Origin of the sequence: Pseudomonas mosselii, assembly GCF_005796105.1 — a bacterium.
Lineage (GTDB): Bacteria > Pseudomonadota > Gammaproteobacteria > Pseudomonadales > Pseudomonadaceae > Aquipseudomonas > Aquipseudomonas mosselii_C.
The window spans coordinates 38,218-62,874 of the sequence record NZ_VAUO01000016.1 but is presented as its reverse complement, the minus strand read 5'-3'; the positions used below and the strand labels follow the sequence as shown (position 1 = coordinate 62,874).

Annotated in this window: 19 protein-coding genes; 5 read left to right on the top strand and 14 right to left on the bottom strand. The window is 62.8% G+C overall.

Going from position 1 to position 24,657, the window contains the following annotated elements:
* Positions 1-136: 136 nt before the first annotated feature.
* The 7 genes from FEM01_RS21865 to FEM01_RS21835 all read right to left on the bottom strand — a co-directional run bounded on the left by FEM01_RS21865 (position 137) and on the right by FEM01_RS21835 (position 8,449).
* A complete protein-coding gene (locus FEM01_RS21865; RefSeq protein ID WP_138221539.1) occupies positions 137-1,030 on the bottom strand; it encodes an ABC transporter permease subunit in 894 nt (297 codons plus the stop codon).
* Positions 1,027-1,908: an ABC transporter permease subunit gene (locus FEM01_RS21860; protein WP_171031012.1), complete on the bottom strand. Its 882-nt coding sequence runs from the start codon at positions 1,906-1,908 to the stop codon at positions 1,027-1,029. Before FEM01_RS21860 ends, FEM01_RS21865 begins: the two co-directional genes overlap by 4 nt.
* A gap of 35 nt (positions 1,909-1,943) precedes the next feature.
* A complete protein-coding gene (potA, locus tag FEM01_RS21855; RefSeq protein ID WP_138221537.1) occupies positions 1,944-3,086 on the bottom strand; it encodes a polyamine ABC transporter ATP-binding protein in 1,143 nt (380 codons plus the stop codon).
* A 71-nt stretch (positions 3,087-3,157) separates the two neighbouring features.
* Entirely contained in the window at positions 3,158-4,222 is a 1,065-nt protein-coding gene (locus FEM01_RS21850; protein ID WP_138221543.1) for a polyamine ABC transporter substrate-binding protein, read from the bottom strand.
* A 191-nt stretch (positions 4,223-4,413) separates the two neighbouring features.
* Positions 4,414-5,511 carry a polyamine ABC transporter substrate-binding protein gene (locus tag FEM01_RS21845; protein ID WP_138221536.1) on the bottom strand — a complete coding sequence of 366 codons (1,098 nt, stop codon included), beginning with the start codon at positions 5,509-5,511 and terminating at the stop codon, positions 4,414-4,416.
* A 169-nt stretch (positions 5,512-5,680) separates the two neighbouring features.
* Positions 5,681-7,042 (bottom strand): aspartate aminotransferase family protein, encoded by a 1,362-nt coding sequence (locus tag FEM01_RS21840; protein ID WP_138221535.1) that lies wholly within the window; start codon positions 7,040-7,042, stop codon positions 5,681-5,683.
* 48 nt (positions 7,043-7,090) lie between these two features.
* The gene (locus tag FEM01_RS21835; protein ID WP_138221534.1) at positions 7,091-8,449 is read right to left on the bottom strand and encodes a glutamine synthetase family protein; all 1,359 of its coding nucleotides are present in this window, start codon (positions 8,447-8,449) and stop codon (positions 7,091-7,093) included.
* Positions 8,450-9,116: 667 nt separating this feature from the next.
* Here FEM01_RS21835 and FEM01_RS21830 point away from each other — a divergent pair.
* Entirely contained in the window at positions 9,117-10,493 is a 1,377-nt protein-coding gene (locus FEM01_RS21830) for a glutamine synthetase family protein (protein WP_138221533.1), read from the top strand.
* Positions 10,494-10,751: 258 nt separating this feature from the next.
* Here the strand turns inward: FEM01_RS21830 and argA are convergent, their stop codons facing one another.
* On the bottom strand, positions 10,752-12,050 hold the full coding sequence (gene argA, locus FEM01_RS21825) for an amino-acid N-acetyltransferase (protein ID WP_138221532.1): 1,299 nt from the start codon (positions 12,048-12,050) through the stop codon (positions 10,752-10,754).
* A gap of 125 nt (positions 12,051-12,175) precedes the next feature.
* On the bottom strand, positions 12,176-13,318 hold the full coding sequence (gene argE, locus FEM01_RS21820) for an acetylornithine deacetylase (protein WP_138221531.1): 1,143 nt from the start codon (positions 13,316-13,318) through the stop codon (positions 12,176-12,178).
* 142 nt (positions 13,319-13,460) lie between these two features.
* Between argE and FEM01_RS21815 the strand changes: the two genes are divergently transcribed.
* Positions 13,461-14,840, top strand: a complete 1,380-nt coding sequence (locus tag FEM01_RS21815) for an inorganic triphosphatase (protein ID WP_138221530.1) — start codon at positions 13,461-13,463, stop codon at positions 14,838-14,840.
* Positions 14,841-15,089: 249 nt separating this feature from the next.
* Here FEM01_RS21815 and FEM01_RS21810 read toward each other — a convergent pair whose 3' ends face one another.
* Complete coding sequence (locus FEM01_RS21810) at positions 15,090-15,560, bottom strand: Lrp/AsnC family transcriptional regulator (protein ID WP_138221529.1); 471 nt, start codon at positions 15,558-15,560, stop codon at positions 15,090-15,092.
* A 126-nt stretch (positions 15,561-15,686) separates the two neighbouring features.
* Between FEM01_RS21810 and FEM01_RS21805 the strand changes: the two genes are divergently transcribed.
* The 3 genes from FEM01_RS21805 to FEM01_RS21795 all read left to right on the top strand — a co-directional run bounded on the left by FEM01_RS21805 (position 15,687) and on the right by FEM01_RS21795 (position 18,200).
* On the top strand, positions 15,687-16,028 hold the full coding sequence (locus FEM01_RS21805; protein ID WP_138221528.1) for a hypothetical protein: 342 nt from the start codon (positions 15,687-15,689) through the stop codon (positions 16,026-16,028).
* Positions 16,029-16,109: 81 nt separating this feature from the next.
* Positions 16,110-17,792 (top strand): GspE/PulE family protein, encoded by a 1,683-nt coding sequence (locus FEM01_RS21800; protein WP_138221527.1) that lies wholly within the window; start codon positions 16,110-16,112, stop codon positions 17,790-17,792.
* A gap of 93 nt (positions 17,793-17,885) precedes the next feature.
* Positions 17,886-18,200, top strand: coding sequence for a DUF2388 domain-containing protein (locus tag FEM01_RS21795; RefSeq protein WP_138221526.1), 315 nt, complete (start codon positions 17,886-17,888; stop codon positions 18,198-18,200).
* A 65-nt stretch (positions 18,201-18,265) separates the two neighbouring features.
* On the opposite strand, the gene gcvP is transcribed toward FEM01_RS21795, so the two are convergent.
* The 4 genes from gcvP to FEM01_RS21775 all read right to left on the bottom strand — a co-directional run bounded on the left by gcvP (position 18,266) and on the right by FEM01_RS21775 (position 24,543).
* The gene (gene gcvP, locus FEM01_RS21790; RefSeq protein ID WP_138221525.1) at positions 18,266-21,139 is read right to left on the bottom strand and encodes an aminomethyl-transferring glycine dehydrogenase; all 2,874 of its coding nucleotides are present in this window, start codon (positions 21,137-21,139) and stop codon (positions 18,266-18,268) included.
* Between the two features lie 146 nt (positions 21,140-21,285).
* The gene (gcvH, locus tag FEM01_RS21785) at positions 21,286-21,669 is read right to left on the bottom strand and encodes a glycine cleavage system protein GcvH (RefSeq protein WP_138221524.1); all 384 of its coding nucleotides are present in this window, start codon (positions 21,667-21,669) and stop codon (positions 21,286-21,288) included.
* A gap of 47 nt (positions 21,670-21,716) precedes the next feature.
* Entirely contained in the window at positions 21,717-22,799 is a 1,083-nt protein-coding gene (gene gcvT / locus FEM01_RS21780) for a glycine cleavage system aminomethyltransferase GcvT (protein ID WP_138221523.1), read from the bottom strand.
* Between the two features lie 121 nt (positions 22,800-22,920).
* Entirely contained in the window at positions 22,921-24,543 is a 1,623-nt protein-coding gene (locus FEM01_RS21775; RefSeq protein ID WP_138221522.1) for an ABC transporter permease, read from the bottom strand.
* Between the last annotated feature and the right edge of the window lie 114 nt (positions 24,544-24,657).

Here is a 24,657-nt window from a genome sequence, read left to right as displayed (position 1 = left end):
GGGTTGGATTGGTGTCCAACTTCTTGGGGGCAGTCCAGGACCGCGCACTGCCTTCAAGACAGGCGCAGCACCTGTGGGAGCGGGTTCACCCGCGAACACCGGCAAAGCCGGTGCCATCCACGGCGAAGGGGCCGGGTCAGGCTGACGCAGCCACCTGCGTCGGGCGCTTGGCCTGCGCCTGACCGGCATTCGCCGCAGCGCCTTCCTCGATGGCTTGCTGGATCGCCTTACGGCGATGCTCTTCGGCGCGGCGGCTGAAGTACCAAACCAGGAAGGTCACCAGCGACACCGACAGCAGGATCAGGCTCGCCACCGCGTTGATCTCAGGCTTCACACCCAAACGCACCGCCGAGAACACTTCCATCGGCAGCGTGGTGGAGCCAGGACCCGACACGAAGCTGGCCAGTACCAGGTCATCCAGCGACAGGGCGAACGACATCATGCCGCCCGCCGCCAGCGACGGCGCGATCATCGGGATGGTGATCAGGAAGAACACCTTCCACGGCTTGGCCCCCAGGTCCATCGCCGCTTCCTCGATGGAAAGGTCCAGCTCACGCAGACGCGCCGACACTACAACGGCCACATACGCTGCACAGAACGTGGTGTGGGCGATCCAGATGGTGACGATGCCACGCTCCTGCGGCCAGCCGATCATCTGCGCCATGGCCACGAACAGCAGCAACAGCGACAGACCGGTGATCACCTCGGGCATGACCAAAGGTGCAGTGACCAGACCACCGAACAGCGTGCGGCCCTTGAAGCGAGTCACCCGGGTCAGCACGAAGGCAGCTAGAGTGCCCAGTGCCACGGCGGCGACCGCCGTGTACAAGGCGATCTCCAGCGAGCGCATCACCGACCCCATCAGTTGGGTGTTGTCGAGCAGCCCGACGTACCACTTCACCGACCAACCGCCCCACACCGTCACCAGTTTCGAGGCGTTGAACGAGTAGATCACCAGGATCAGCATCGGCAGGTAGATGAACAGCAAGCCGAGCACCAGCATCAGCTTGGAAAAACTGAAGCGTTTCATGCCCTGCCCTCCATTTCTTTGGCCTGGCTGCGGTTGAACAGCAGGATCGGCACGATCAGGATCGCCAGCATCACCACCGCCAGCGCGGATGCTACCGGCCAGTCGCGGTTGTTGAAGAACTCCTGCCACAGCACTTTACCGATCATCAGGGTTTCCGGGCCGCCGAGCAGCTCAGGAATGACGAACTCGCCCACCACCGGAATGAACACCAGCATGCAGCCAGCGATGATGCCGTTCTTCGACAGGGGCACGGTGATCTTCCAGAAGCTGTTGAAGGTGCTCGAACCCAGGTCGGAGGCCGCTTCCAGCAAGCTGGGGTCGTGCTTCACCAGGTTTGCGTAAAGCGGCAGGATCATGAACGGCAGGTACGAATAGACCACGCCGATGTACACCGCCAGGTTGGTGTTGAGGATCTGCAGTGGCTGATCGATCAGCCCCAACCACAGCAGGAAGCTGTTGAGCAGGCCGTTGTTGCTCAGGATGCCCATCCAGGCGTACACGCGGATCAGGATCGCGGTCCAGGTCGGCATCATGATCAGCAACAGCAGGACGGTCTGGGTTTCCTTCTTGGCGTTGGCGATGGCGTAGGCCATCGGGTAGCCGATCAGCAGGCACATCAAGGTGCTGAAGAACGCCATCTTCAGCGAGCCGAGGTAGGCCGAGATATACAGTTCGTCTTCGGTCAGCAGGCCATAGTTGGCCAGGTTCAGCACCAGCTGGATCTTGCCTTCGAGGTAGGTATAGATCTCGGTGTACGGCGGGATCGCCACGTCCGCTTCCGCGAAGCTGATCTTCAGTACGATGAAGAACGGCAGCATGAAGAACAGGAACAACCAGATGAACGGCACGCCGATCACCAGATGCCGCCCCTGCGGGATAATGCGCTGGAAGGCTCGCTTGAGCTTGCGAAGTTTCATGACCGCAGTACCACGCCGCTGTCGTCTTCCCACCAGACGTACACTTCATCGTCCCACGTCGGGCGGGCGCCCTGGCGCTCGGCGTTGGCAACGAACGTCTGGACGATCTTGCCGCTGGGCAGCTCCACGTAGAACACCGAATGGCCACCGAGGTAGGCAATGTCGTGGACCCGGCCGCGCGACCAGTTGTGCTCGAAGTCCGGCTGCGTGGTGGTGACCAGCAGCTTTTCAGGACGCAGGGCATAGGTGATGTGCTTGTCTTCGACCGATGTGGTAATACCGTGGCCGACGTAGATTTTGCGCTCCAGTTCCGGGCTGGCAATGATCGCGTGGCCCTCGGCGTCGTCGACCACTTCACCCTCGAACAGGTTGACGTTACCGATGAACTCGCACACCAGGCGGCTGGTGGGGGTCTCGTAGATATCCACCGGCGAGCCGATCTGGGCGATCCAGCCCAGGTGCATGATGGCGATACGCTGGGCCATGGTCATGGCCTCTTCCTGATCGTGGGTCACCATCACGCAGGTCACGCCCACACGTTCGATGATCTCAACCAGCTCCAGCTGCATCTGCGAACGCAGTTTCTTGTCCAGCGCGCCCATCGGCTCGTCGAGCAGCAGAAGCTTGGGGCGCTTGGCCAGCGAACGGGCCAGGGCCACACGCTGACGCTGGCCACCGGACAGCTGGTGTGGCTTGCGCTTGGCGTACTGGGTCATGTGCACCAGCTTGAGCATCTCGCTGACGCGGGCATCGATCTCGGCCTTGGGCATCTTGTCCTGCTGCAAGCCGAAGGCGATGTTCTGCGCCACGGTCATGTGCGGGAACAAGGCGTAGGACTGGAACATCATGTTGATCGGCCGCTCGTAGGGCGGCATGTCGGTGATGTCCACGCCATCGAGGAAGATCCGCCCTTCGGTCGGACGCTCGAAGCCGGCCAGCATGCGCAGCAAAGTGGACTTGCCGGAACCGGAGCCACCCAGCAGGGCAAAGATCTCTCCCTTGCGGATTTCCAGGGACACATCGTCCACGGCAACCGTTTCGTCGAATTTTTTCGTGACCCGGTCGATCTTGACCAGCACCTGCTTGGGTTGCTGGCCACCCTCGAGGGCTTTTTTATAGGCACCGGAGGCAACTGCCATGAGTGAAACTCCCAACAAGATTTTTGTGCCCGCACGGCCTGTACTCAAGGCATCGCGGCGGGTCTGGATAATTATTTACCCGACTTGACCTTGGTCCAGCTGCGGGTCATCAGACGCTGCACCTTAGGTGGCAACTCCGAGTTGACGAACATCTTGTCCAGCACTTCCTGCGGTGGGTAAACCGCGGCGTCAGTCCTCACGGCCTGGTCCATCAGGTCGCCAGCCTTGGGGTTCGGGTTGGCGTAACCGACGTAATCACTGACCTGGGCGATCACCTCAGGTTTCAGCAAATAGTTGATGAAGGCGTGGGCCTCCTTGACGTTGCTGGCGTCCTTCGGGATAGCCAGTACGTCGAACCAGAGGTTGCCGCCCTCCTTGGGGATGGCGTAGGCCAGCTTCACGCCCTTCTTGGCTTCTTCAGCACGGGCCTTGGCCTGGAACACGTCGCCGGAGAAGCCGGCGGCCACGCAGATGTCGCCGTTGGCGAGATCGGTGATGTACTTGGAGGAGTGGAAGTAGGTCACGTACGGGCGCACGGCCAGCAGTTTCTGCTCGGCCTTTTGGTAGTCCTTGGGGTTGCTGCTGTTGGGATCAAGGCCCATGTAGTTGAGCACTGCCGGGAGCATCTCGTCGGCCGAGTCGAGGAAGGCGACGCCGCATTGGCTGAGCTTCTTCATGTTCTCAGGCTCGAACAACACCGCCCAGGAGTCGATGGTGTCGGTGCCCAGCACCGCCTTGACCTTCTCGACGTTGTAACCGATGCCGTTGGTGCCCCACAGGTAAGGGACGGCGTACTGGTTACCCGGATCGTTCTTTTCCAGGCGTTTCATCAGCGCCGGGTCGAGATTGGCGTAGTTGGGCAGCAGACGCTTGTCGAGCTTCTGGAACGCGCCCGCCTTGATCTGCTTGCCCAGGAAATGGTTGGACGGCACCACCACGTCATAGCCGGTGCGACCGGCCAGTAGTTTGCCTTCCAGCGTCTCGTTGCTATCGAAGACGTCGTACTTCGGTTCGATGCCGGTTTCCTTTTGGAATTCGGCCAGGGTATTCGGGCCGACATAGTCGGACCAGTTGTAGATGTGCACCGTGGGCGCCGCTTGGACGCTGAAAGCCAGCGTCAGACCCGCTCCAGCCATCAAGGCCTTGCGAAGAGAATAGTTAGACAAGTGGGTGGTCCTCACAATCAGTGCCTTTGCGGGCGGAAAAGCCTCGTCGCTCACGCAAAACCGGCGCGCAACTTACCTTCACGGCGTGGATGCCGCAAACTTATTTGCCTCACACAGCCTCTGGGCCGGGAAACCCCGGCCCAGAGGGCCTCGCATCAGGCTTACTTGCCCGACTTGATCTTGGTCCAGCTGCGAGTAATGACACGCTGCACGGAAGCCTCAGGTGCGGCAATCGCGTACAGGTGTTTCTTCACCTCGGCAGGTGGGTAGATGCTTGGGTCGCTGGTGATGTCCTTGTCGACGAACGGGGTCGCGGCCTTGTTGCCGTTCGGGAAGCGCACGGCATTGGTGATTTCAGCCATGATTTCAGGCTGCATCAGGAAGTCCATGAACTGGTAGGCCGCGTCTTTGTGCTCGGCATCTTTCGGAATAGCGACCATGTCGTAGAAGGTACCGGCGCCTTCTTTCGGAATGACGTAGCTCAGCTTGACCTTGTCACCGGCTTCGTGGGCGCGGGTCTTGGACTGCTCCAGGTCACCCGAGTAGCCGACCGCCACGCAGATGTTGCCGTTGGCCAGGTCGCCGATGTACTTGGAGGAGTGGAAGTAGGTGATCGACGGACGAATCTTCAGGAACAGGTCTTCGGCGGCCTTCAGGTCTTCTTTCTTGGTGCTGTCGGTCGGCAGGCCCAGGTAATGCAGCGCGGCCGGGAGCATTTCGGTCGGCGCATCGAGGAAGCTCACGCCGCAGCTCTTGAGCTTGGCGATGTTCTCAGGCTTGAACACGACATCCCACGAATCGATCTTGTCCACGCCCAGCGCGGCCTTGACCTTCTCCGGGTTGTAGCCAATGCCGATCGAGCCCCACATGTAGGGGAAGGCGTACTTGTTGCCCTTGTCGCTGGCATCGCCGACGGCCTTGAGCAGGTCTTCGTCGAGGTTCTTCCAGTTCGGCAGCTTGGAGCGGTCCAGCTCCTGATAGACACCTGCCTTGATCTGCTTGGCCAGGAAGTTGTTGGACGGCACCACGATGTCATAACCAGACTTGCCGGCCAGCAGCTTGGCTTCGAGGGTTTCGTTGCTGTCGAATACGTCGTACTTGACCTTGATGCCCGACTGTTTCTCGAACTTCGCGATGGTGTCCGGCGCGATGTAGTCCGACCAGTTGTAGACGTTCAACACCTTGTCTTCAGCCTGAACAGCGGTAGCCATGACACCCATCAGAGCGGTGGCCAGCAGCGTCTTGCCCATTTTCTTCATGCGTAATGCTCCAGAATTTATTATCAAGCCATCTGTTCAGCAGCCAGGTCCCACGTGACATGCGCTGGGCGACTGAAACAGCCGTTAGTCTGGCAAGTTACAAGGCGCGGTTTCAACACACGCAACGCCCCGAAAGCACTTAATGTCACCTCGCCAGCCTAGCAGACCGTCACCGGATCGCTTCGAGGGTCAGGTCCAGGCACTTGCGCGCCTTTTCCACCAACTCGTCCACCTCGGCATGGCTGATCACCAGCGGCGGGGCGATGATCATGGTGTCGCCCACCGCGCGCATGATCAGGCCGTTGTCGAAACAGAAGTTGCGGCACACCATGCCCACGCCCTGGCCTTCGTAGCGGCTGCGGGTGGTTTTGTCCTTGACCAGCTCGATCGCACCCAGCAGGCCCAGGCCGCGCACCTCGCCCACCAGCGGGTGGTCCTGCAGCTCACGCAGACGTTTTTGCAAGTAGGGTGCCACTTCGTCGCGGGCGTTCTCGACGATCTTCTCGTCGCGCAGGATGCGCAGGTTTTCCAGGGCCACCGCCGCGGCAACCGGGTGGCCGGAGTAGGTAAAGCCGTGATTGAAATCGCCGCCTTCGCTGAGCACCTGGGCGACCTTGTCGCGCACGATCACACCACCCATGGGGATGTAACCGGAGGTCAGGCCTTTGGCGATGGTCATCAGGTCGGGCTTGAGGTCATAGTAGTCCGAGCCGAACCACTCGCCGGTACGCCCGAAGCCACAGATCACCTCGTCGGCGACGAACAGGATGTCGTACTTGGCAAGGATCTCCTTGACCTTCGGCCAGTAAGTCTCTGGAGGAATGATCACACCACCGGCGCCCTGGATCGGCTCGGCGATGAAGGCGGCGACGTTGTCCTCGCCGACTTCGAGAATTTTCTGCTCCAACTGCTCTGCCGCCCACACGCCGAACGCCTCCGGGGTCATGTTGCCACCCTCGCCGAACCAGTACGGCTGCGGGATGTGCACGATGCCCGGAATCGGCAGACCGCCCTGCTCGTGCATGCCACTCATGCCGCCAAGGCTCGCACCGGCCACGGTGGAGCCGTGGTAGCCGTTGATCCGGCTGATGAGGGTCTGCTTGTGCGGCTTGCCTTTAAGCGCCCAATAATGACGGACCATACGCAACACGGTGTCGTTGCCTTCGGAGCCGGAGCCGGTGAAGAACACGTGGGTCATGCCCTCGGGAGCGACCTCGGTGATCGCCTTGGCCAGTTCCAGCGCTGGCGGATGGGCGGTCTGGAAGAACAGGTTGTAGTACGGCAGCTCGCGCATCTGCTTTTCTGCTGCCTGCACCAGTTCTTCACGACCGTAGCCCACTGCCACGCACCACAGACCGGCCATGCCATCGAGAATCTTGTGCCCCTCGCTGTCCCACAAATGCACACCCTGCGCCTTGGTGATAATGCGCGGACCCTTGGCCTTCAACTGCTTGTAGTCGCTGAAAGGTGCCAGGTGGTGCTCGCCGCTCAGGGCTTGCCATTCGCGGGTTTGCGGGTTGTTGACGCTCATGTGCCTCTCCATTTTCCGGCGGCCGCGCGCAGGCGGCCTCAGGGTTGATCACACTGCAAAGAGCAGGAACTCACGCTCCCAGGAACTGATGACGCGCTTGAAGTTCTCGTGCTCGGCGCGCTTGGTGGCGACGTAGCCGGTGATGAACTTCTTGCCCAGGTACTGCACCAGCGCACGGCTGTTCTCCATGCGCTCCAGGGCATCCTCGATGGTCAGCGGCAGGCGCAGGTTGCGTCGCTCGTAACCACGCCCCTGCACCGGAGCGCTGGCCTCGATGCCTTCGACCATGCCGATGTAGCCGCACAACAGGCTCGCGGCGATGGCCAGGTACGGGTTGGCGTCGGCACCCGGCAAGCGGTTTTCCACCCGGCGGTTCTGCGGACCGGCATCCGGCACGCGCAGGCCGACGGTACGGTTCTCCTCGCCCCACTCCACGTTCACCGGCGCCGAGGTGTCGGGCAGGAAGCGGCGGAACGAGTTGACGTTCGGGGCGAACAGCGGCAAGGCCTCGGGGATGAACTTCTGCAGGCCACCGATGTGGTTGAGGAACAGCTCGCTCATGCTGCCATCAGGGTTGGAGAAGATGTTCTTGCCGGTGACAGCATCCACCACGCTCTGGTGCAGGTGCATCGCGCTGCCTGGCTCACCGGTCATCGGCTTGGCCATGAAGGTGGCCGCTACGTTGTGCTTGAGCGCAGCCTCGCGCATGGTGCGCTTGAACACCAGGATCTGGTCGGCCAGGTGCAGCGCGTCGCCATGACGGAAGTTGATCTCCATCTGCGCGGTGCCGTCTTCGTGAATCAGCGTGTCGAGGTCCAGCTGTTGCAGCTCGCACCAGTCGTAGACATCTTCGAACAGCGGGTCGAATTCGTTGGCCGCCTCGATGGAGAACGACTGCCGGCCAGTTTCCGGGCGACCAGAGCGGCCTACTGGCGGTTGCAGCGGGAAATCCGGGTCTTCGCTGCGTTTGGTCAGGTAGAACTCCATCTCAGGTGCGACGATGGGCTGCCAGCCTTTGTCGGCGTAGAGCTTGAGCACTTTCTTAAGCACGTTGCGCGGCGACAGCTCGACCGGGTTGCCCTTTTTGTCGTAGGTATCGTGAATCACCTGGGCGGTCGGCTCGATGGCCCAGGGCACGAGAAACACCGCGTTCTCGTCGGGGCGGCAGATCATGTCGATGTCGGCCGGATCGAGCAGTTCGTAATAGATGTCGTCATCGACGTAGTCGCCGGTCACAGTCTGCAGCAACACGCTCTCAGGCAGGCGCATGCCTTTTTCGGCGATGAACTTGTTGGTCGGCGAGATCTTGCCTCGGGTGATGCCGGTCAGGTCGCTGATCAGGCATTCCACTTCGGTGATCTTGTGCTCTTTCAACCAATCGGTGAGCTGGTCGAGGTTGTTACTCATAAATACCTCAGGAGGTAATGTGGCCAGGTTGAGGGCAACCGGCGGCCATGGACGCCAGGCGTCGTTCCAGGGCGGCGCACACGGCACCGAGGGGCCTGGACAGGCCCGCGCCTTGATTCTGGAGGGTGTGCATGGCTAAAGCAAAATCCCCTGCGCAGGACGACCGTGGAAACACCCGGTACAGGTGAGTCCGTGAAAAAACCAATGGGCAGGAGACCAACAAGAGGTAGGGCAAAGCGTTACGAGGTATGGCTTTTTTGTGCAATCCGTCAATTATTGCGGCCAGTGCACTCACCCACTGTTGCAGGTGTGCAATGACCGGACGGCAACCGGGAGATGTGCCTGAGCGCACCGTGCAAGCGGTGTTTTCAGGTCTCGGCAGGCGGACCATGTGACCCTCGTATTATTGTGTTCTGGGTTGTGACCGAGCTTAGCCTTGTTCATTTTTTTACACAACCACTCCGTAAAAAATAAAACACGCCCCGCTCGTAATCACCTTTCGGGACGAAAATAGCGGATAATGGCACGCCCCGATATGCAGCAAATCTGCCGTAGATGTGCCATTTAAGGGCATCATGGGGCTGGCTTGACTTCACCTGGTCTTTCCGATTGACTGAGGTTGCAAGCCCCCCTTGATTGATATTTTTAACAACAAAGGTGTTGCATCATGTCGGTACCCCCGCGTGCCGTTCAGCTTAACGAAGCGAACGCGTTCCTTAAGGAACATCCTGAGGTTCTCTACGTTGACCTTCTGATTGCAGATATGAATGGTGTGGTTCGTGGCAAGCGAATCGAACGCACGAGCCTTCACAAGGTTTACGAGAAAGGCATCAACCTGCCGGCCTCCCTCTTCGCCCTGGACATCAACGGTTCGACCGTAGAAAGCACCGGGCTCGGTCTGGACATCGGCGATGCCGATCGGATCTGCTATCCGATTCCCGGCACCCTCTCCAACGAACCGTGGCAGAAGCGCCCCACCGCGCAACTGCTGATGACCATGCACGAACTCGAGGGCGAGCCGTTCTTCGCCGACCCACGCGAAGTGCTACGTCAGGTGGTGAGTAAATTCACCGAAATGGGCCTGACCATCTGTGCGGCATTCGAACTGGAGTTCTACCTGATCGACCAGGAAAACGTGAACGGCCGCCCACAGCCGCCACGCTCGCCGATCTCGGGCAAGCGCCCGCAGTCGACCCAGGTGTATCTGATCGACGACCTCGATGAATACGCCGACTGCCTGCAAGACATCCTGGAAGGCGCCAAGGAGCAGGGCATCCCTGCCGACGCCATCGTCAAGGAAAGCGCTCCGGCGCAGTTCGAAGTCAACCTGCACCACGTCGCCGACCCGCTCAAGGCTTGTGACTACGCGGTGCTGCTCAAGCGCCTGATCAAGAACATCGCCTACGACCATGAGATGGACACCACTTTCATGGCCAAGCCCTATCCGGGCCAGGCAGGCAACGGCCTGCACGTACACATTTCCGTGCTGGACAAAGATGGCAACAACATCTTCACCAGCGAGGATCCCGAGCAGAACGCCGCGCTACGTCACGCTGTCGGCGGTGTGCTCGAGACCCTGCCCGCCTCGATGGCCTTCCTGTGCCCCAACGTCAACTCCTACCGCCGTTTTGGCGCGCAATTCTATGTACCGAATGCGCCAAGCTGGGGCCTGGACAATCGTACCGTGGCCCTGCGCGTACCTACCGGTTCGCCGGATGCGGTGCGTCTCGAGCACCGCGTCGCGGGTGCCGATGCCAACCCGTACTTGATGATGGCGGCCGTGCTGGCCGGCGTGCACCATGGCCTGACCAACAAGATCGAGCCAGGCGAGCCGATCGAGGGCAACTCGTACGAACAGCTGGAGCAGAGCCTGCCGAACAACCTGCGCGATGCACTGCGCGAGCTGGACGACAGCGAGATCCTGAACAAGTACATCGATCCGAAGTACATCGACATCTTCGTCGCGTGCAAGGAGAGCGAGCTGGAGGAGTTCGAGCACTCGATCTCCGACCTCGAGTACAACTGGTACCTGCATACCGTGTAAACGAAAACGCCGCCCCAAGGGCGTAATGCCAGTCAGTTAAGCCAATTGGGCCGCTTTGCGGCCCTTTCGCAACACGAGGCCGCTCCTACAATGTCCGCGTAAGCCTGGGAAGTTCCAGCTTGCCCGGTCGTGTAGGGGCGGCCTTGTGCCGCGAGAGGGCTGGGTAGCAGCCCCGGCGATCCTGCGGGATGCCGAGATTCTGGGGCCGCTGAGCGGCCATTTCGCCACACAAGGCCGCTCCTACCAGGGGCAACGGCCTCAGAGCGACTTCTCGAAAATCTTCGAATTGCGCTGGTAGTTGTACAGCGAAGCGCGCGCTGCCGGCAGGCGCTCTACCCCACTCGGCGCAAATCCACGTTCACGGAACCAGTGTGCGGTACGCGTCGTCAGCACGAACAAGGTATTGAGCCCCAGCGCACGCGCACGCGACTCAATGCGTTCGAGCAACTCGTCGCCACGCCCGCCATGTCGGTACTCAGGGTTCACTGCCAGGCACGCCAACTCGCCCGCGTCGGACTCGGCGATCGGGTAAAGCGCCGCGCAGGCGATGATCATGCCCTCGCGCTCCACCACGCTGAACTGTTCGATCTCGCGCTCCAGCACCTCTCGCGAACGACGCACCAAAATGCCTTGCTCTTCCAGCGGGCTGATCAACTCCAGCAGACCACCCACGTCCTCAATGGTCGCCTCGCGCACCACCTCGAACTGCTCCTGTGACACCAACGTACCGGCACCGGCGCGGGTGAACAGTTCATTGAGCAGCGCCCCGTCTTCGACGTAGCTGACGATGTGACTGCGCGCCACACCGCCCTTGCAGGCCTCGGCGGCAGCATCGAGCAGTTCGCCCTGATAATCGCTGCCCAGGCGTTGCAGGTGCGGAGCAACCTGCTGCGGACGCAGCTCGCGGACCAAGCGCCCCTGCTCGTCCAGAAGCCCCGACTCAGCACCGAACAGCAGCAGCTTGTCGGCACCCAGCTCGATGGCTGCACGGGTGGCGACATCTTCACAGGCAAGGTTGAAGATTTCCCCGGTCGGCGAGTAGCCCAGCGGCGACAACAGCACGATGGAGCGCTCGTCCAACAGGCGACTGATACCCTTGCGGTCGACCCGACGCACTTCGCCGGTGTGGTGGTAGTCAACCCCTTCGAGCACACCGATGGGCCGCGCGGTCACCAGGTTGCCCGAGGCCACCCGCAGACGCGAACCCTGCATCGGCGAGGCCGCGATGTCCATCGACAAACGCGCTTCGATGGCCAGGCGCAGGGCGCCCACGGCATCGATCACGCAATCCAGGGTGGCCGCATCGGTGATGCGCAGGCCACGGTGGTAGTGCGGGGTCAGGCCGCGCTCGGCCAGTCGGTTTTCGATCTGCGGGCGCGAGCCGTGGACCAGTACCAGTCGCACGCCGAGGCTGTGCAGCAGCACCAGGTCATGGACGATGTTGCCGAAATTCGGATGGGCGACGCCATCACCGGGCAGCATGACCACGAAGGTGCAGTCGCGGTGGGCGTTGATGTAGGGAGAAGCATGGCGCAGCCAGTTGACGTAATCGGGCATGACAGGGCCTGTGGATAAGTGAACGGAGAACGAAAAGGCGCACAACGTTCGAAAGTCATCGTCGGATCAGGCTTGCGGTCACGCGCGGTCTCCTCTAGGCAGGAACGAATCAGGTCAATGGACGTTTAGGTCAGGCAATAGTGCCGGATCAAGTCACGCAATAGACGCACGGTAGGCTCGATGCGTGACATTTCAAGGTATTCGCCGGGCTGGTGGGCACAGGCAATGTCGCCAGGCCCCAGCACGATGGTCTGGCAACCGAGCTGCTGAAGATAAGGGGCTTCGGTGCCAAAGGCCACCGCTTCGGCGCGATGGCCGGTCAGGCGTTCGGCCAGTTGCACCAGCTCGGCGTCGGCAGCCTGCTCGAACGGCGGCACCTCGGGGAACAACGGGGCGTAGTCGATGCGGACTTCGTGACGCTCGGCCAGTGGCGCCAGCTTGCTGCGGATCGCCGCGCGCAACTGCTCCACATCCATGCCAGGCAGCGGGCGCAGGTCGAACTCCAGGGCGCATTGGCCACAGATGCGATTGGGGTTGTCGCCGCCGTGGATGCAGCCGAAGTTCATGGTCGGCGTAGGAACGGTGAACTGCGGGTTGCGGTATTTTTCCTGCCATCCACGGCGCAGGTCCATCAATTCGCCCATTACCGCGTGCATCGCCTCCAGGGCGCTGTGGCCGAGGCTCGGATCAGACGAATGGCCGCTGCGCCCCAGGATATCGATGCGGTCCATGAGGATGCCCTTGTGCATGCGGATCGGCTTGAGCCCGGTGGGTTCGCCGATCACCGCAGCGCGACCGAGTGGTTGGCCGGCTTCGGCCAGGGCGCGGGCGCCGGACATCGAGCTTTCTTCATCGCAGGTGGCGAGGATCAGCAGGGGTTGCTTGAAATCATGTTCGAGCAGTGGCGTCACCGCCTCGATCACCAAGGCGAAGAAGCCTTTCATGTCGCAGCTGCCCAGGCCCACCCAACGGCCATCGACTTCGGTCAGCTTGAGCGGGTCGCTGCTCCACAGTTGCGGGTCGTAGGGCACGGTGTCGCTGTGGCCAGCCAGTACCAGACCGCCAGGGCCACTGCCACGGCTGGCCAACAGGTTGAACTTGCCGGGGGTGATCTCTTGGATTTCGCAGTTGAAGCCAAGATCGCCAAGCCAGCCGGCCAGCAGGTCGATCACCGCACGGTTGGACTGATCCAGCGCAGGCTGGGTGCAACTGACCGACGGGGCGGCGATCAGGGCGGCGAACTGGTCTTTCAGCGACGGCAACGGCATGCGCGAACTCCTCAAAAGCATGCGGGCATCATAACAACGCCTTCCCTGCGCAGGGCAACCCATTACCGGCGCCCAAATCCGGCAGGCTACAACCGACTCCTGTAGACTCCCCACCCACGATGCCCCTCCCTGCGAGCCCGCGATGCACAAAGAAACCGAACTCAAACTCCGCGCCAGCCGCGAGACCCTTGCCGCCCTGCGCGAGCACCCTTTGCTGAAAAAGCGCAACAAGTCCGGCTGGCAGACCCGCGAACTGCTCAATCAATACTTCGACACCCCTGAGCGCGACCTGTCCGCCGCGCGCGTGGCGCTGCGCCTGCGCCGCGACGGCGAGGTCATCATCCAGACCCTCAAGTGTCGCGGGCAAAGCGTGGCTGGCCTGTCCGAGCGCAACGAGTACGAATGGCACCTGGACAAGGTCAAGCTCGACCTGAAGAAGCTCGATGCCACCTGCTGGCCCGAGCAACTGGCCGAGCTGGACAAGAAGACCATCAAGCCGCTGTTCACCACCGACTTCACCCGTGAATACGCCGAGATCTCCTGGGGCCGTGGCAAGGCCAAGGTGGTGATCGAAGCCGCCCTGGACCAGGGTTTCGTGATTGCCGGCAAGCGCAAGGAAGAAATCTGCGAGCTGGAACTTGAACTGCGCGAAGGTGCGCCCGAAGCCCTGCTGGAACTGGCCGCCGAGCTGTCCGCCAGCGTCGCACTGATGCCGTGCGATATCAGCAAGGCCGAGCGTGGTTACCGCCTGCTGGACGAGAACAGCTACGAGCTGGACCTGCCTGCCAGCGAGCTGGACGCCGAAATGCCACTGGACGACGCCTATGCCGCGCTGGCCTGGCAACTGTTGGGCAGCAGCCAGCGCCTGGCCGAACAATATCGCCACAACGGCCACTGGCGCCTGCTGCAGGACTGGGTACGCTGCCTGGCCGAACTGCGCGCGCTCACCGCAAGCCTTGGCCAGGCAGCTCCGCGCCCGGTCACCCGCGCCCTGCGCGCGAGCCTCGACGCGCTGCTGGAAGACTGGCGCCCGCTGGTACAGGCGGGCAATGACGACGAAGACATTCGTCGCGCCGCGCCCGAACAGTTCGCCGAAGAGCTGCAAGACCCACGCTGGGGCCAGTTCTCGCTGGAAACCGCGCGCTGGCTGACTGCCCGTGCATGGACCGTCGAGCGCAAGGGCCGTGGCGAGCGCCAGGGCAAGGCGCAACTGGCTAGCTGGCTGCACCACCAGCTCGGTGAAGAGGCCCGCGCGTTGAAGCTGCCGTTGTACGTGCAACGCCCGGAAGACCTGGCCGAGCAATTGCCGCGCATCGAAGGCATCCTGGCCTGGCTGCATCATGCTCGCCAGGTACTCGATGTCCCGCAGCAAGACCGCTTATACGGCGAGTTGAACAAGCTGCACGAGCTAGCCGAACAAGCGCTGGGCGAAGAAAACCAGGACGAACTGCTGGAAGCGCGCATCGAGCAGGCTCGCGCCATCGAACAAAACCGCGCCTGGAAGCAACTGCTCAAGGCCTGACCTGTGCGCATTCGCGGGTAAACCCGCTCCTACGCCAGAAGCAAGCGCTGCACCTGTAGGTGATCACCCAGCCCTTTGGGCTGCGCTGTCGCGCAGAGAACTGATTTCGCAAGCGCTCCGCGTACCCTGTGGGAGCGGCCTCGTGCCGCGATGGGCTGCGCAGCAGCCCCAAGAATCCCAGCTGCCGCACAAATCCTGGGGCTGCTTTGCAGCCCATCGCTGCACAAGGCCGCTCCTACGCGGCGGCGCTCAGCGGCCCAGCGGCAAGCTGGTGGTGCTCTTGATCTCCGACAGTGCCACGATCGAGTTCACCTCTTGAATACCCGGCACGTTCGACAGCTTTTCAAAGAAGAACTGCTCATACGCCTCGATATCCGAGGTGACGATCCGCAGCAGGAAATCCACCGCCCCCATCAATACGTAGCACTCCAGCACTTCCGGGAACCCGCGAATCGCCTCGGTGAACTCGGCAAAGTTCGAGCGCCCATGAGCGTTGAGCTTTACCTCAGCGAAGATCTGCGTGTTGAGCCCAACTTTCTTGCGATCGAGCAGGGTTACCTGGCCACGAATAACCCCCTCCTCCCTCAAGCGCTGGATACGCCGCCAGCACGGTGATTGCGACAGCCCCACGCGCTCGGCGATCTGCGCGCTGGAGAGCGAGGCGTCCTCCTGTAGCAATTCCAGAATCCGACGATCATAGGCATCCAACCCGCCCTGCATGATTGATTCTCCAATTGGCATGTTTATGAATTGTTCAATTCGCTATCAACGGGAATTGGTTGAGTTATAGCGAAACAATACCCGAATCGACGTGCAAGAATTTCCCCACTTTCGCGGAGATCCAGCATGAACGCACTCGAACGCCCCCTGGCCACACCCCGCCTCGATGCCTGGGCCGCCTCGGCCGCCCACAGCACCGTGCACTACCACCTGCACGCCGAGGCCGAACCCGACAGCCTGTGCCGGATTCTCAACCTCTTCGCCTTGCAGTTCCTGACGCCGCACAGCCTGCACGTGGAGCAACACGACGACCTGTTCGACGTGCGTATCGGCATCGGCGGCCTGAGCTGGCATCGCGCCGAGGTGATCGCACAAAAATTGCGCAACCTGGTCTGCGTCGCCCAGGTCAGCCTGGAAAACCTACCGCAGCTGGCTGAGGTCGCTGCCGGCGCCAGTGCATCACGGTAAAGTTCGGAAACCCTTTGCCGGCTCGCAGGCTGCCGCGTGCGGCTAGCCTTCCAGGTCCAACCACCTGGCAAGGATGCCGCCATGCTCGCCAACGACACCCTGGATCTCGACCTGCGCCGCCTGCTCGACGCCCTGCTGGACGAGCAACGGATCACCGCCAACGCAGCCCTTCAGGCCTTGGAGCGGGCCCAGACCAATGCCGCCGAACACCCACTCGAACTGATCGCAGGGCTGGCCTTGCCCGACCCGAAACAACCCGGCCAGCAACTGAGCCTTGAACGCCTTTGCCAGTGGCTGGCGGCGCGGGTAAAGCAGCCCTACGTGCACATCGATCCGTTGCAAGTCGACCTAGCCCAGGTTGGCGCACTGATGTCAGCCGCCTTCGCCAGGCGCCACGGCATCCTCGCCATAGCCATCGACGCCACGAGCGTGACCGTGGCCAGTGCCCAGCCCTACCAACGGGACTGGGAGGCCGACCTGGCCCGCAGCCTGGGCAAGCGCGTACGCCGGGTCGTGGCCAGCCCCACGCAGATTCGCCAGCTCGCCGCCACCTTGTTTGGCTTGGCCCACTCGGTACAGGGCGCCGACCAGCAGCAACCCGCCGCGCTCGGCGAGTTGGAACAACTGCTGGAGCTGGGCGCAGGAAACAGGCCTGCTGCGGCGGACGATGCGCATATCGTGCATGTGGTCGACTGGATGTTGCAGTACGCCATCGAGCAACGCGCCAGCGATATCCACCTCGAACCCCGCCGCGAACAAGGCCACCTGCGCCTGCGCATCGATGGCCTGCTGCACACGGTCTATGCGTTCCCGACAGGGGTCACGCTGGCGATGAGCAGCCGCCTGAAGCACCTGGGGCGCATGGACGTGGCAGAAAAACGCCGGCCACAGGATGGTCGCCTGAAGCGTCGCCTGCCCGGCGGCGACGAGGTCGAACTGCGGCTTTCCACCCTGCCAACGCCGTTCGGCGAAAAACTGGTGCTGCGCTTGTTTGATCCCGGGCAACGCCACGAAACTCTCGAATGTCTTGGCCTGGAAGGCACCCTGCTGGAGCGCTGGCGCTCTCTGCTCAGCCAACGCCAAGGCATTCTGCTGGTGACTGGCCCCACCGGTTCCGGCAAGACCAGCACCCTCTACGCCAGCCTGCGACACCTGGCGACCCCGCAGATGAACGTGTGCAGCATCGAAGACCCCATCGAACGCCTGGAACCTGCGATCAACCAGTTACAGGTGCAGCCCGCCCTGGACCTGGGTTTCGCCGACGGCGTGCGCGCCATGCTGCGCCAGGATCCAGACATCATCATGATCGGCGAGATCCGCGACGCGCAAACCGCGCAGGCGGCGGTGCAGGCGGCCCTGACCGGGCATCTGGTGCTCTCGACCCTGCACACCAACGATGCCTGCGCCGCCATCACCCGCCTGTTGGAAATGGGCGTGGCCCACTACCTGATCAGGGCCACGCTGATCGGCGTCATGGCGCAACGCTTGGTGCGGATGCTGTGCCCGCTGTGCCACCCCACGACGCAAGCGAACGGGCAGGTTTGTCAGCAATGCCGGGGAACCGGCTTTCACGGCCGTACCGGGTTGTTCGAATTGCTCAGGGTCAGCGACGGCGTGCGTGAGCGGATCACCCCCGGCGTGGACTTGGCGGCTTTGCACCAGTACGCACAGGCCGAGGGTATGCGTGACCTGCGCCGCTGTGGCGAAGACCGCATAAACCGGGGCATGACCTGCGTGGAGGAGGTGCTCAGGGTCTGTGGATAACCGACAAATGCCCCGCGTGGCCGGGAACTTGGATCAGGGCAGGAGGATCAAAGCGAACATATCCACAACCCTCATCGACCGAGGTGATTCACCATGCGTTTCAAAACAGCCATCGCAGCCACCGTCCTGTTCGCACTGCCCATCGGTTCGGCCATGGCCGACGGCTTCTGGCGCAACATCATCTCGTCGGGAGCCACTACTGCCTCGACCTACCTGACCTTCAAGGACCATAAGCTGATCGTCGCTGCCCAGGACGATGCCGGCAGCTTCGTCGCCAGCGACGGGGCTATCCGTGGCCCGTTCTTGGAAGCGGCCATTCGCCAAGTGCGCGCCGACAACCCAGGCGTGCAGGCCAGTGACATGGACCTGGCCAACGCGATCCTGGCCAAGAACGCCGTGGCCGAGTGAGCCTCGTCGGATAAGCCCGTTCTCGCGCAGGTTCGATCAAGCCCCTGCGCGAGAGCCCCCGCCCGTTAGCGATAGGCTTGCAACGGAACACACGCACAGAACAGGTTCCTGTCCCCATAGACGTTGTCGACCCGGTTCACCGCCGGCCAGTACTTGTGCTGGCGCGCGTGAGCGCTGGGGGCGATGCCCTGCTCGATGCTGTAGGGGCGATGCCACGGTACTAGCACATCGGCCAAGGTATGCGGGGCGTGCTTGAGCGGATTGTCATCGGCGGGCCAGTGGCCCTCCTGCACCTGATCGATCTCGGCCCGGATCGCCAGCATCGCTTCGACGAAACGATCGAGTTCGGCCTTCGACTCGCTCTCGGTGGGCTCGACCATCAGCGTGCCCGGCACCGGGAACGACATGGTCGGGGCATGAAAGCCATAGTCCATCAGGCGCTTGGCCACGTCCTCCTCGCTGATGCCGGTAAGCGCCTTGAGCGGGCGCAGGTCGAGGATACATTCATGCGCCACGCGCTGGTTACGACCACGGTAGAGCACCGGGAAAGCATCGTGCAACTGACAGGCCAGGTAATTGGCGGACAGGATCGCCACTTCGCTGGCATCAGCCAGTTGCGAGCCCATCATGGCGATGTACATCCAGCTGATCGGTAGAATACTGGCGCTGCCCCAGGGCGCGGCGCTGACCGCGCTGTTGTTCGGGTCCAGCCCAGGCACCGGCACTACCGGGTGACTGGCAACGAACGGCTTGAGGTGGGCGCGCACGCCTATCGGGCCCATGCCCGGCCCTCCTCCACCGTGGGGGATACAGAAAGTCTTGTGCAGGTTCATGTGCGAAACGTCGGCGCCGATGTCGGCCGGACGCGTCAGCCCGACCTGGGCGTTGAGGTTGGCGCCATCCATGTACACTTGGCCACCGTGCTGGTGGATCACCTCGCAGATCTCGCGAATGCCTTCCTCGTAAACCCCATGGGTCGACGGGTAGGTAACCATCAGGCAGGACAGTCGCTCCCCGGCGGCTTCAGCCTTGGCCTTGAGGTCGTCGATATCGACGTTACCGTGCACGTCGCACTCGACGATCACCACCTCCATGCCGGCCATCTGCGCCGACGCCGGGTTGGTGCCATGCGCCGAGGATGGGATCAGGCACAGCGTTCGCCCCGGCTGCTGGCGGCTGCGGTGGTAGCGGGTGATCGCCATCAGCCCGGCGTACTCACCCTGGGCACCGGAGTTGGGCTGCATGCAGATAGCATCGAAGCCGGTGATGGCGCACAACCAGCTTTCCAGCTCGTCGATCATCGCCTTGTAGCCCTGCATCTGCGCCGCAGGCGCAAAGGGGTGCGGCTGGGCGAACTCAGGCCAGGTGATGGGAATCATCTCGCTACTGGCGTTGAGCTTCATGGTGCATGAACCCAACGGGATCATCGACTGGTTCAGCGCCAGGTCCTTGTTCTCCAGTTGCTTGAGGTAGCGCAGCATCTCGGTTTCGCTGTGGTGCAGGTTGAACACCGGATGTTGCAGGATAGGCGTGCGCCGCAGCAGCGCAACGGGGATGCCCTCGGCCAGCGCCTGCTGGTCGAGGGCATCGATATCCAGGCCATGGTCGACACCCAGGAAGATGTCGAACAGCTTCAGCACGGTGGACTCATCGCACGTTTCATCCAAGCTCACACCCAGCTGCCCCCGCCCGAGGATGCGCAGGTTGATGCGTGCGGCCTCGGCGCTTTCGATGATCGCAGCCTGGGTGCCGCCGACGTCCAGGGTAAGGGTGTCGAAAAAATGCGAATTGAGGCGCTTGAGGCCTTTGCTATGCAGCCCAGCGGCAAGGATGGCGGTCAGCCGATGCACCCGCTGGGCAATGCGGCGCAGGCCTTCAGGGCCGTGGTAGACGGCATAGAAGCCGGCGATGTTGGCCAGCAGCACTTGCGCGGTGCAGATATTCGAGTTGGCCTTCTCGCGGCGGATATGCTGCTCGCGGGTCTGCAGCGCCATGCGCAGGGCGGTGTTGCCACGCGCATCGCGAGACACGCCGATGATGCGCCCAGGCATGGCCCGCTTGTAGTCGTCGCGGCAAGCGAAATAGGCCGCATGCGGTCCGCCATAACCCATGGGCACGCCAAAGCGCTGGCTGGAACCCAGCACCACATCCGCCCCTTGCTCGCCGGGTGGGGCGAGCACCACTAGGCTGAGGATATCGGCGGCAACGCAGGCCAAGGCCTGCTGGCTGTGCAACTGGTCGATCAGCGGGCGCAGGTCGCGCACCTCGCCATGGGTGTTGGGGTATTGCAGCAAGGCGCCGAATACCGCGTGCTGGCCAAGGTTATCCACAGCATCGACGATCATCTCGAAACCGAAGCCTTCGGCACGGGTCTTGAGTACCGAGAGCGTCTGCGGGTGACAATGCTCGTCCGCAAAGAACGCGTTGCTCTTGCTGCGTGCGACACGCCGGGCCAGGGCCATGGCCTCGGCGGCAGCGGTGGCCTCGTCCAGCAGCGAGGCATTGGCCAACGGCAGGCCGGTGAGGTCGATGACCATCTGCTGGTAGTTCAGCAACGCTTCCAGCCGACCTTGGGCGATTTCCGGCTGATAGGGGGTGTAGGCGGTGTACCAGCCCGGGTTTTCCAGCACGTTGCGCAGGATCACCGTAGGCGTGAGGGTGGCGTGGTAGCCCATGCCAATCAGGCTGGTCCAGAGCTGATTCTGTGCGGCGTAGCCGGCAAGCTTGGCCAGCGCGGCCTGCTCGTCCAGGGCCGCAGGTAGCGCCAGCGGGCCATTGAAGCGAATGCCCGGCGGTACGGTCTGCTCGATCAGTTCGCTGCGGCTGGCGACACCCAGCGCGGCGAGCATGGCCTGCTGCTCCTGGGCATCGGGCCCCAGGTGGCGTTGTAGGAACGGGTTGGCGACGTGCAGTTGACGCAGGGAGCGCGACTGGGACATGGCGAGATCTCTTCCTGGACCAGTTCTCTAGGAGACTTACAAGTCTAGGAAGGATTGCCGATTGTGCGGGGATTATTACGCTTGTGCAGCGCACGCTATCGCCGAACAAGCCCGCTCCTAGCAGGAGGGGCATGCTCGGCGAACGATCATTCGCCGATAGCGGCCTTGTAGCCGGCAGCGTCGAGCAGCTTGTCCAGCTCGGCCTTGTCGCTTGGCTTGAGCTTGAAGATCCACGAGGTATAAGGGTCTTCGTTGAGCTGTTCCGGGCTGTCGGCCAGTTCGTCGTTGACGGCGATCACTTCGCCACTCACCGGGGCATAGATGTCCGATGCGGCCTTCACCGACTCGACCACGCCAGCAACGTCGCCAGCGGCGAAGACCTTGCCGACTTCGGCCAGCTCGACGAACACCACGTCACCCAGGGCCTGCTGGGCGTGATCGCTGATACCCACAGTCACGCTGCCGTCGGCTTCCAGGCGGGCCCACTCGTGGCTCTCGGCGAAACGCCGGTCGGCGGGAATCTTGCTCATATCTTGTCTTCCTCGTTTGGGTCAGCGGTCGGCCCGCCGTTGAATGTTCAGATCAGGATCTTGCCGTGACGCACGAAGGTGGGCTTGACCACCCGTACCGGGTACCACTTGCCGCGAATCTCCACCTCGGCACGCTCGCCAGTGGCCATGGGCACCCTGGCCAGGGCAATGGACTTGCTCAGCGTAGGCGAGAAACTACCACTGGTGATCTCCCCTTCGCCAATCCCGGATACCCGCACCACCTGATGGGCGCGCAATACACCGCGCTCTTCGAGCACCAGCCCGACCAATTTTTCCTTAACGCCCTGCTCGATTTCCGCCAGCAGGCCGGTACGGCCAATGAACGCGCGGGCGGCGGGCTCCCAGGCGATACTCCAGCCCAGGTTGGAGGTCAGCGGGGTATGGGCTTCGTCGAGGTCCTGGCCATAGAGGTTCATGCCGGCCTCAAGACGCAAGGTATCACGTGCGCCAAGGCCGCTCGGGGCGATGCCGGCGCCCACCAGGTCGTTGAAAAACGCAGGCGCCTGATCACCCGGCAGGATGATCTCCAGGCCGTCTTCACCGGTATAGCCGGTACGCGCGATGAACCAGTCAGCTTCGGCGACGCCCTCGAACGGACGCAGCTCACGAATCAGGGCAGCGCGCGACGCACTGAGCAACGCGGCGACCTTTTCGCGGGCGTGCGGGCCCTGGATCGCCAGAATCGCCAGCTCCGGCCGGGCGTGCACGCCGACCTTGAAACCCTCGCTCTGAGCACGCAGCCAGTCCATGACCTTGTCACGGGTAGCAGCGTTGGCCACCAGGCGGTAGCCGTCTTCGGTGCGATAGGCGAGCAGGTCGTCGATGACCCCGCCGTCGTGCTTGAGCAGAGGGCTATAGAGTGCCATGCCGGGGCGCTCCAGGCGTGCCACGTCGTTGGCCAATACGTGCTGCAACCAGGGCGTGGCGGCGGCGCCGTCGATGTCGATCACCGTCATGTGGGAGACATCGAACACCCCACAATCACTGCGCACCTGATGGTGCTCCTCGACCTGCGAGCCATAATGCAGGGGCATTTCCCAACCGCCGAAGTCGACCATCTTGGCGCCAAGCGCCAGGTGAAAGTCATACAGAGGCGTACGCTGTCCCATGGGTTTCTCCTTCCGGGCGTGGCGAGGCGGCGGGTGGGCGGTGTTTATTCACCACCTGTTCTTGTAGGAGCCGCCGCGCGAATGCCGCGCATTGTAGCCGCAAGGGCACGGCCTGACACCCTTAGCGCGATTGTCCCGGACGATGGGCCGAACGGCGGATCAGGCCAATAACTGGCAACAGGCCAACCAGCACCAGGCTCAGTGCTGGCAGCGAGGCCCGCGACCACTCGCCCTCGCTGGTCATCTCGAACACCCGCACCGCCAGCGTATCCCAGCCAAATGGGCGCATCAGCAGGGTGGCCGGCATTTCCTTGAGCACGTCGACGAACACCAACAGCGCAGCGCTCAGGGCACCGGGCACCAGCAGCGGCAGATACACCCTGAAAAACAATCCTGGCCCCGAAACCCCGAGGCTGCGTGCCGCCTCCGGCAGCGACGGGCGGATACGCTCAAGACTGCTTTCCAGCGGACCATAGGCCACGGCGATGAAGCGCACCAGGTACGCCAGCAACAGCGCCGACAGGCTGCCCAGCAGCAATGGCTTGCCAGCGCCACCGAGCCATAGCGACAGCGGGATCACCAGTTGGTTGTCCAAGTAACTGAACGCCAACATGATCGCTACCGCCAGGACCGAACCTGGCAAGGCATACCCCAGGTTGGCCAGCCCGACCCCGGCAGCAACCGCAGGGGTCGGCGCCTGACGCCGGGCGAAAGCCAGCAGCAGGGCCACGCATACCGTGACCAGCGCGGCCATCGCACCCAGGTAGAGTGTGTGCAGCACAAGGCTCACGTAGCGCTCGTCGAGGTCGTGCCGGCCGCGTTGCCAGAACCACGCCAGCAGTTGCAGCAGCGGGATCACGAACGCGCACGCGAATACCAGCAGGCACCAGCCGCTGGCCGCCCAGGCCTTGAGGCCATGCAGGTGATACAGCGCCTGCCCGCGTGGCCGCTCGTGGCCGCTACGGCTGGCACCGCGCGCACGGCGCTCGCCGTACAGCACTAGAATCACCGCCAACAGCAACAGGCTGGCCAACTGCGCCGCGCTGGAAAGGCTGAAGAAGCCGTACCAAGTCTTGTAGATGGCGGTGGTGAAGGTGTCGAAATTGAACACCGCCACCGCGCCGAAATCGGCCAGGGTCTCCATCAACGCCAGCGCGATACCGGCGCCGATGGCAGGGCGCGCCATGGGCAGCGCCACTCGCCAGAACGCTTGCAGCGGCGACAACCCCAGTACCCGCGCAGCCTCCATCAGGCCCTTGCCCTGGGCCAGGAAGGCGGTACGCGCCAAGAGGTACACATAGGGATAGAACACCAGCACCAGCACGGTGATCACGCCACCGGTGGAGCGCACCCGAGGCAGGCGCATGGGCCCGAACACTTCGCGCAGTGCGGTCTGCACGGGGCCGGCGAAGTCCAGCAGGCCGACGAACACGAACGCCAGCACATACGCCGGGATGGCGAACGGCAGCATGAGTGCCCAGTCCAGCCAGCGCCGCCCGGGGAATTCGCAAAGGCTGGTCAGCCACGCCAGACTCACACCCAGCACGCTCACCCCCACACCCACGCCCACCACCAACGTCAGCGTGTTGCCCAGCAATCGGCCCATCTGGGTATCGAGCAGGTGCGCCCAGATCTGCCCGTCGACCGTTTGCCAGGACAGCAGCAGCACGCTCAGCGGCAGCAGCACCAGGATGACAGTGAGGCCGACGGGGACGTACCAGCGGCGTTGAGGGGTGTGGGGCAAGGGCAAAGATCTCGGTGGCGGTACAATCGCATCGCGGGCATGCCTGCGCCCACCAGGGCCGTATTCGCAGAACCGGTGGGAGCGGACTTGCCCGCGAAGGGGCCGCAGAAGGCC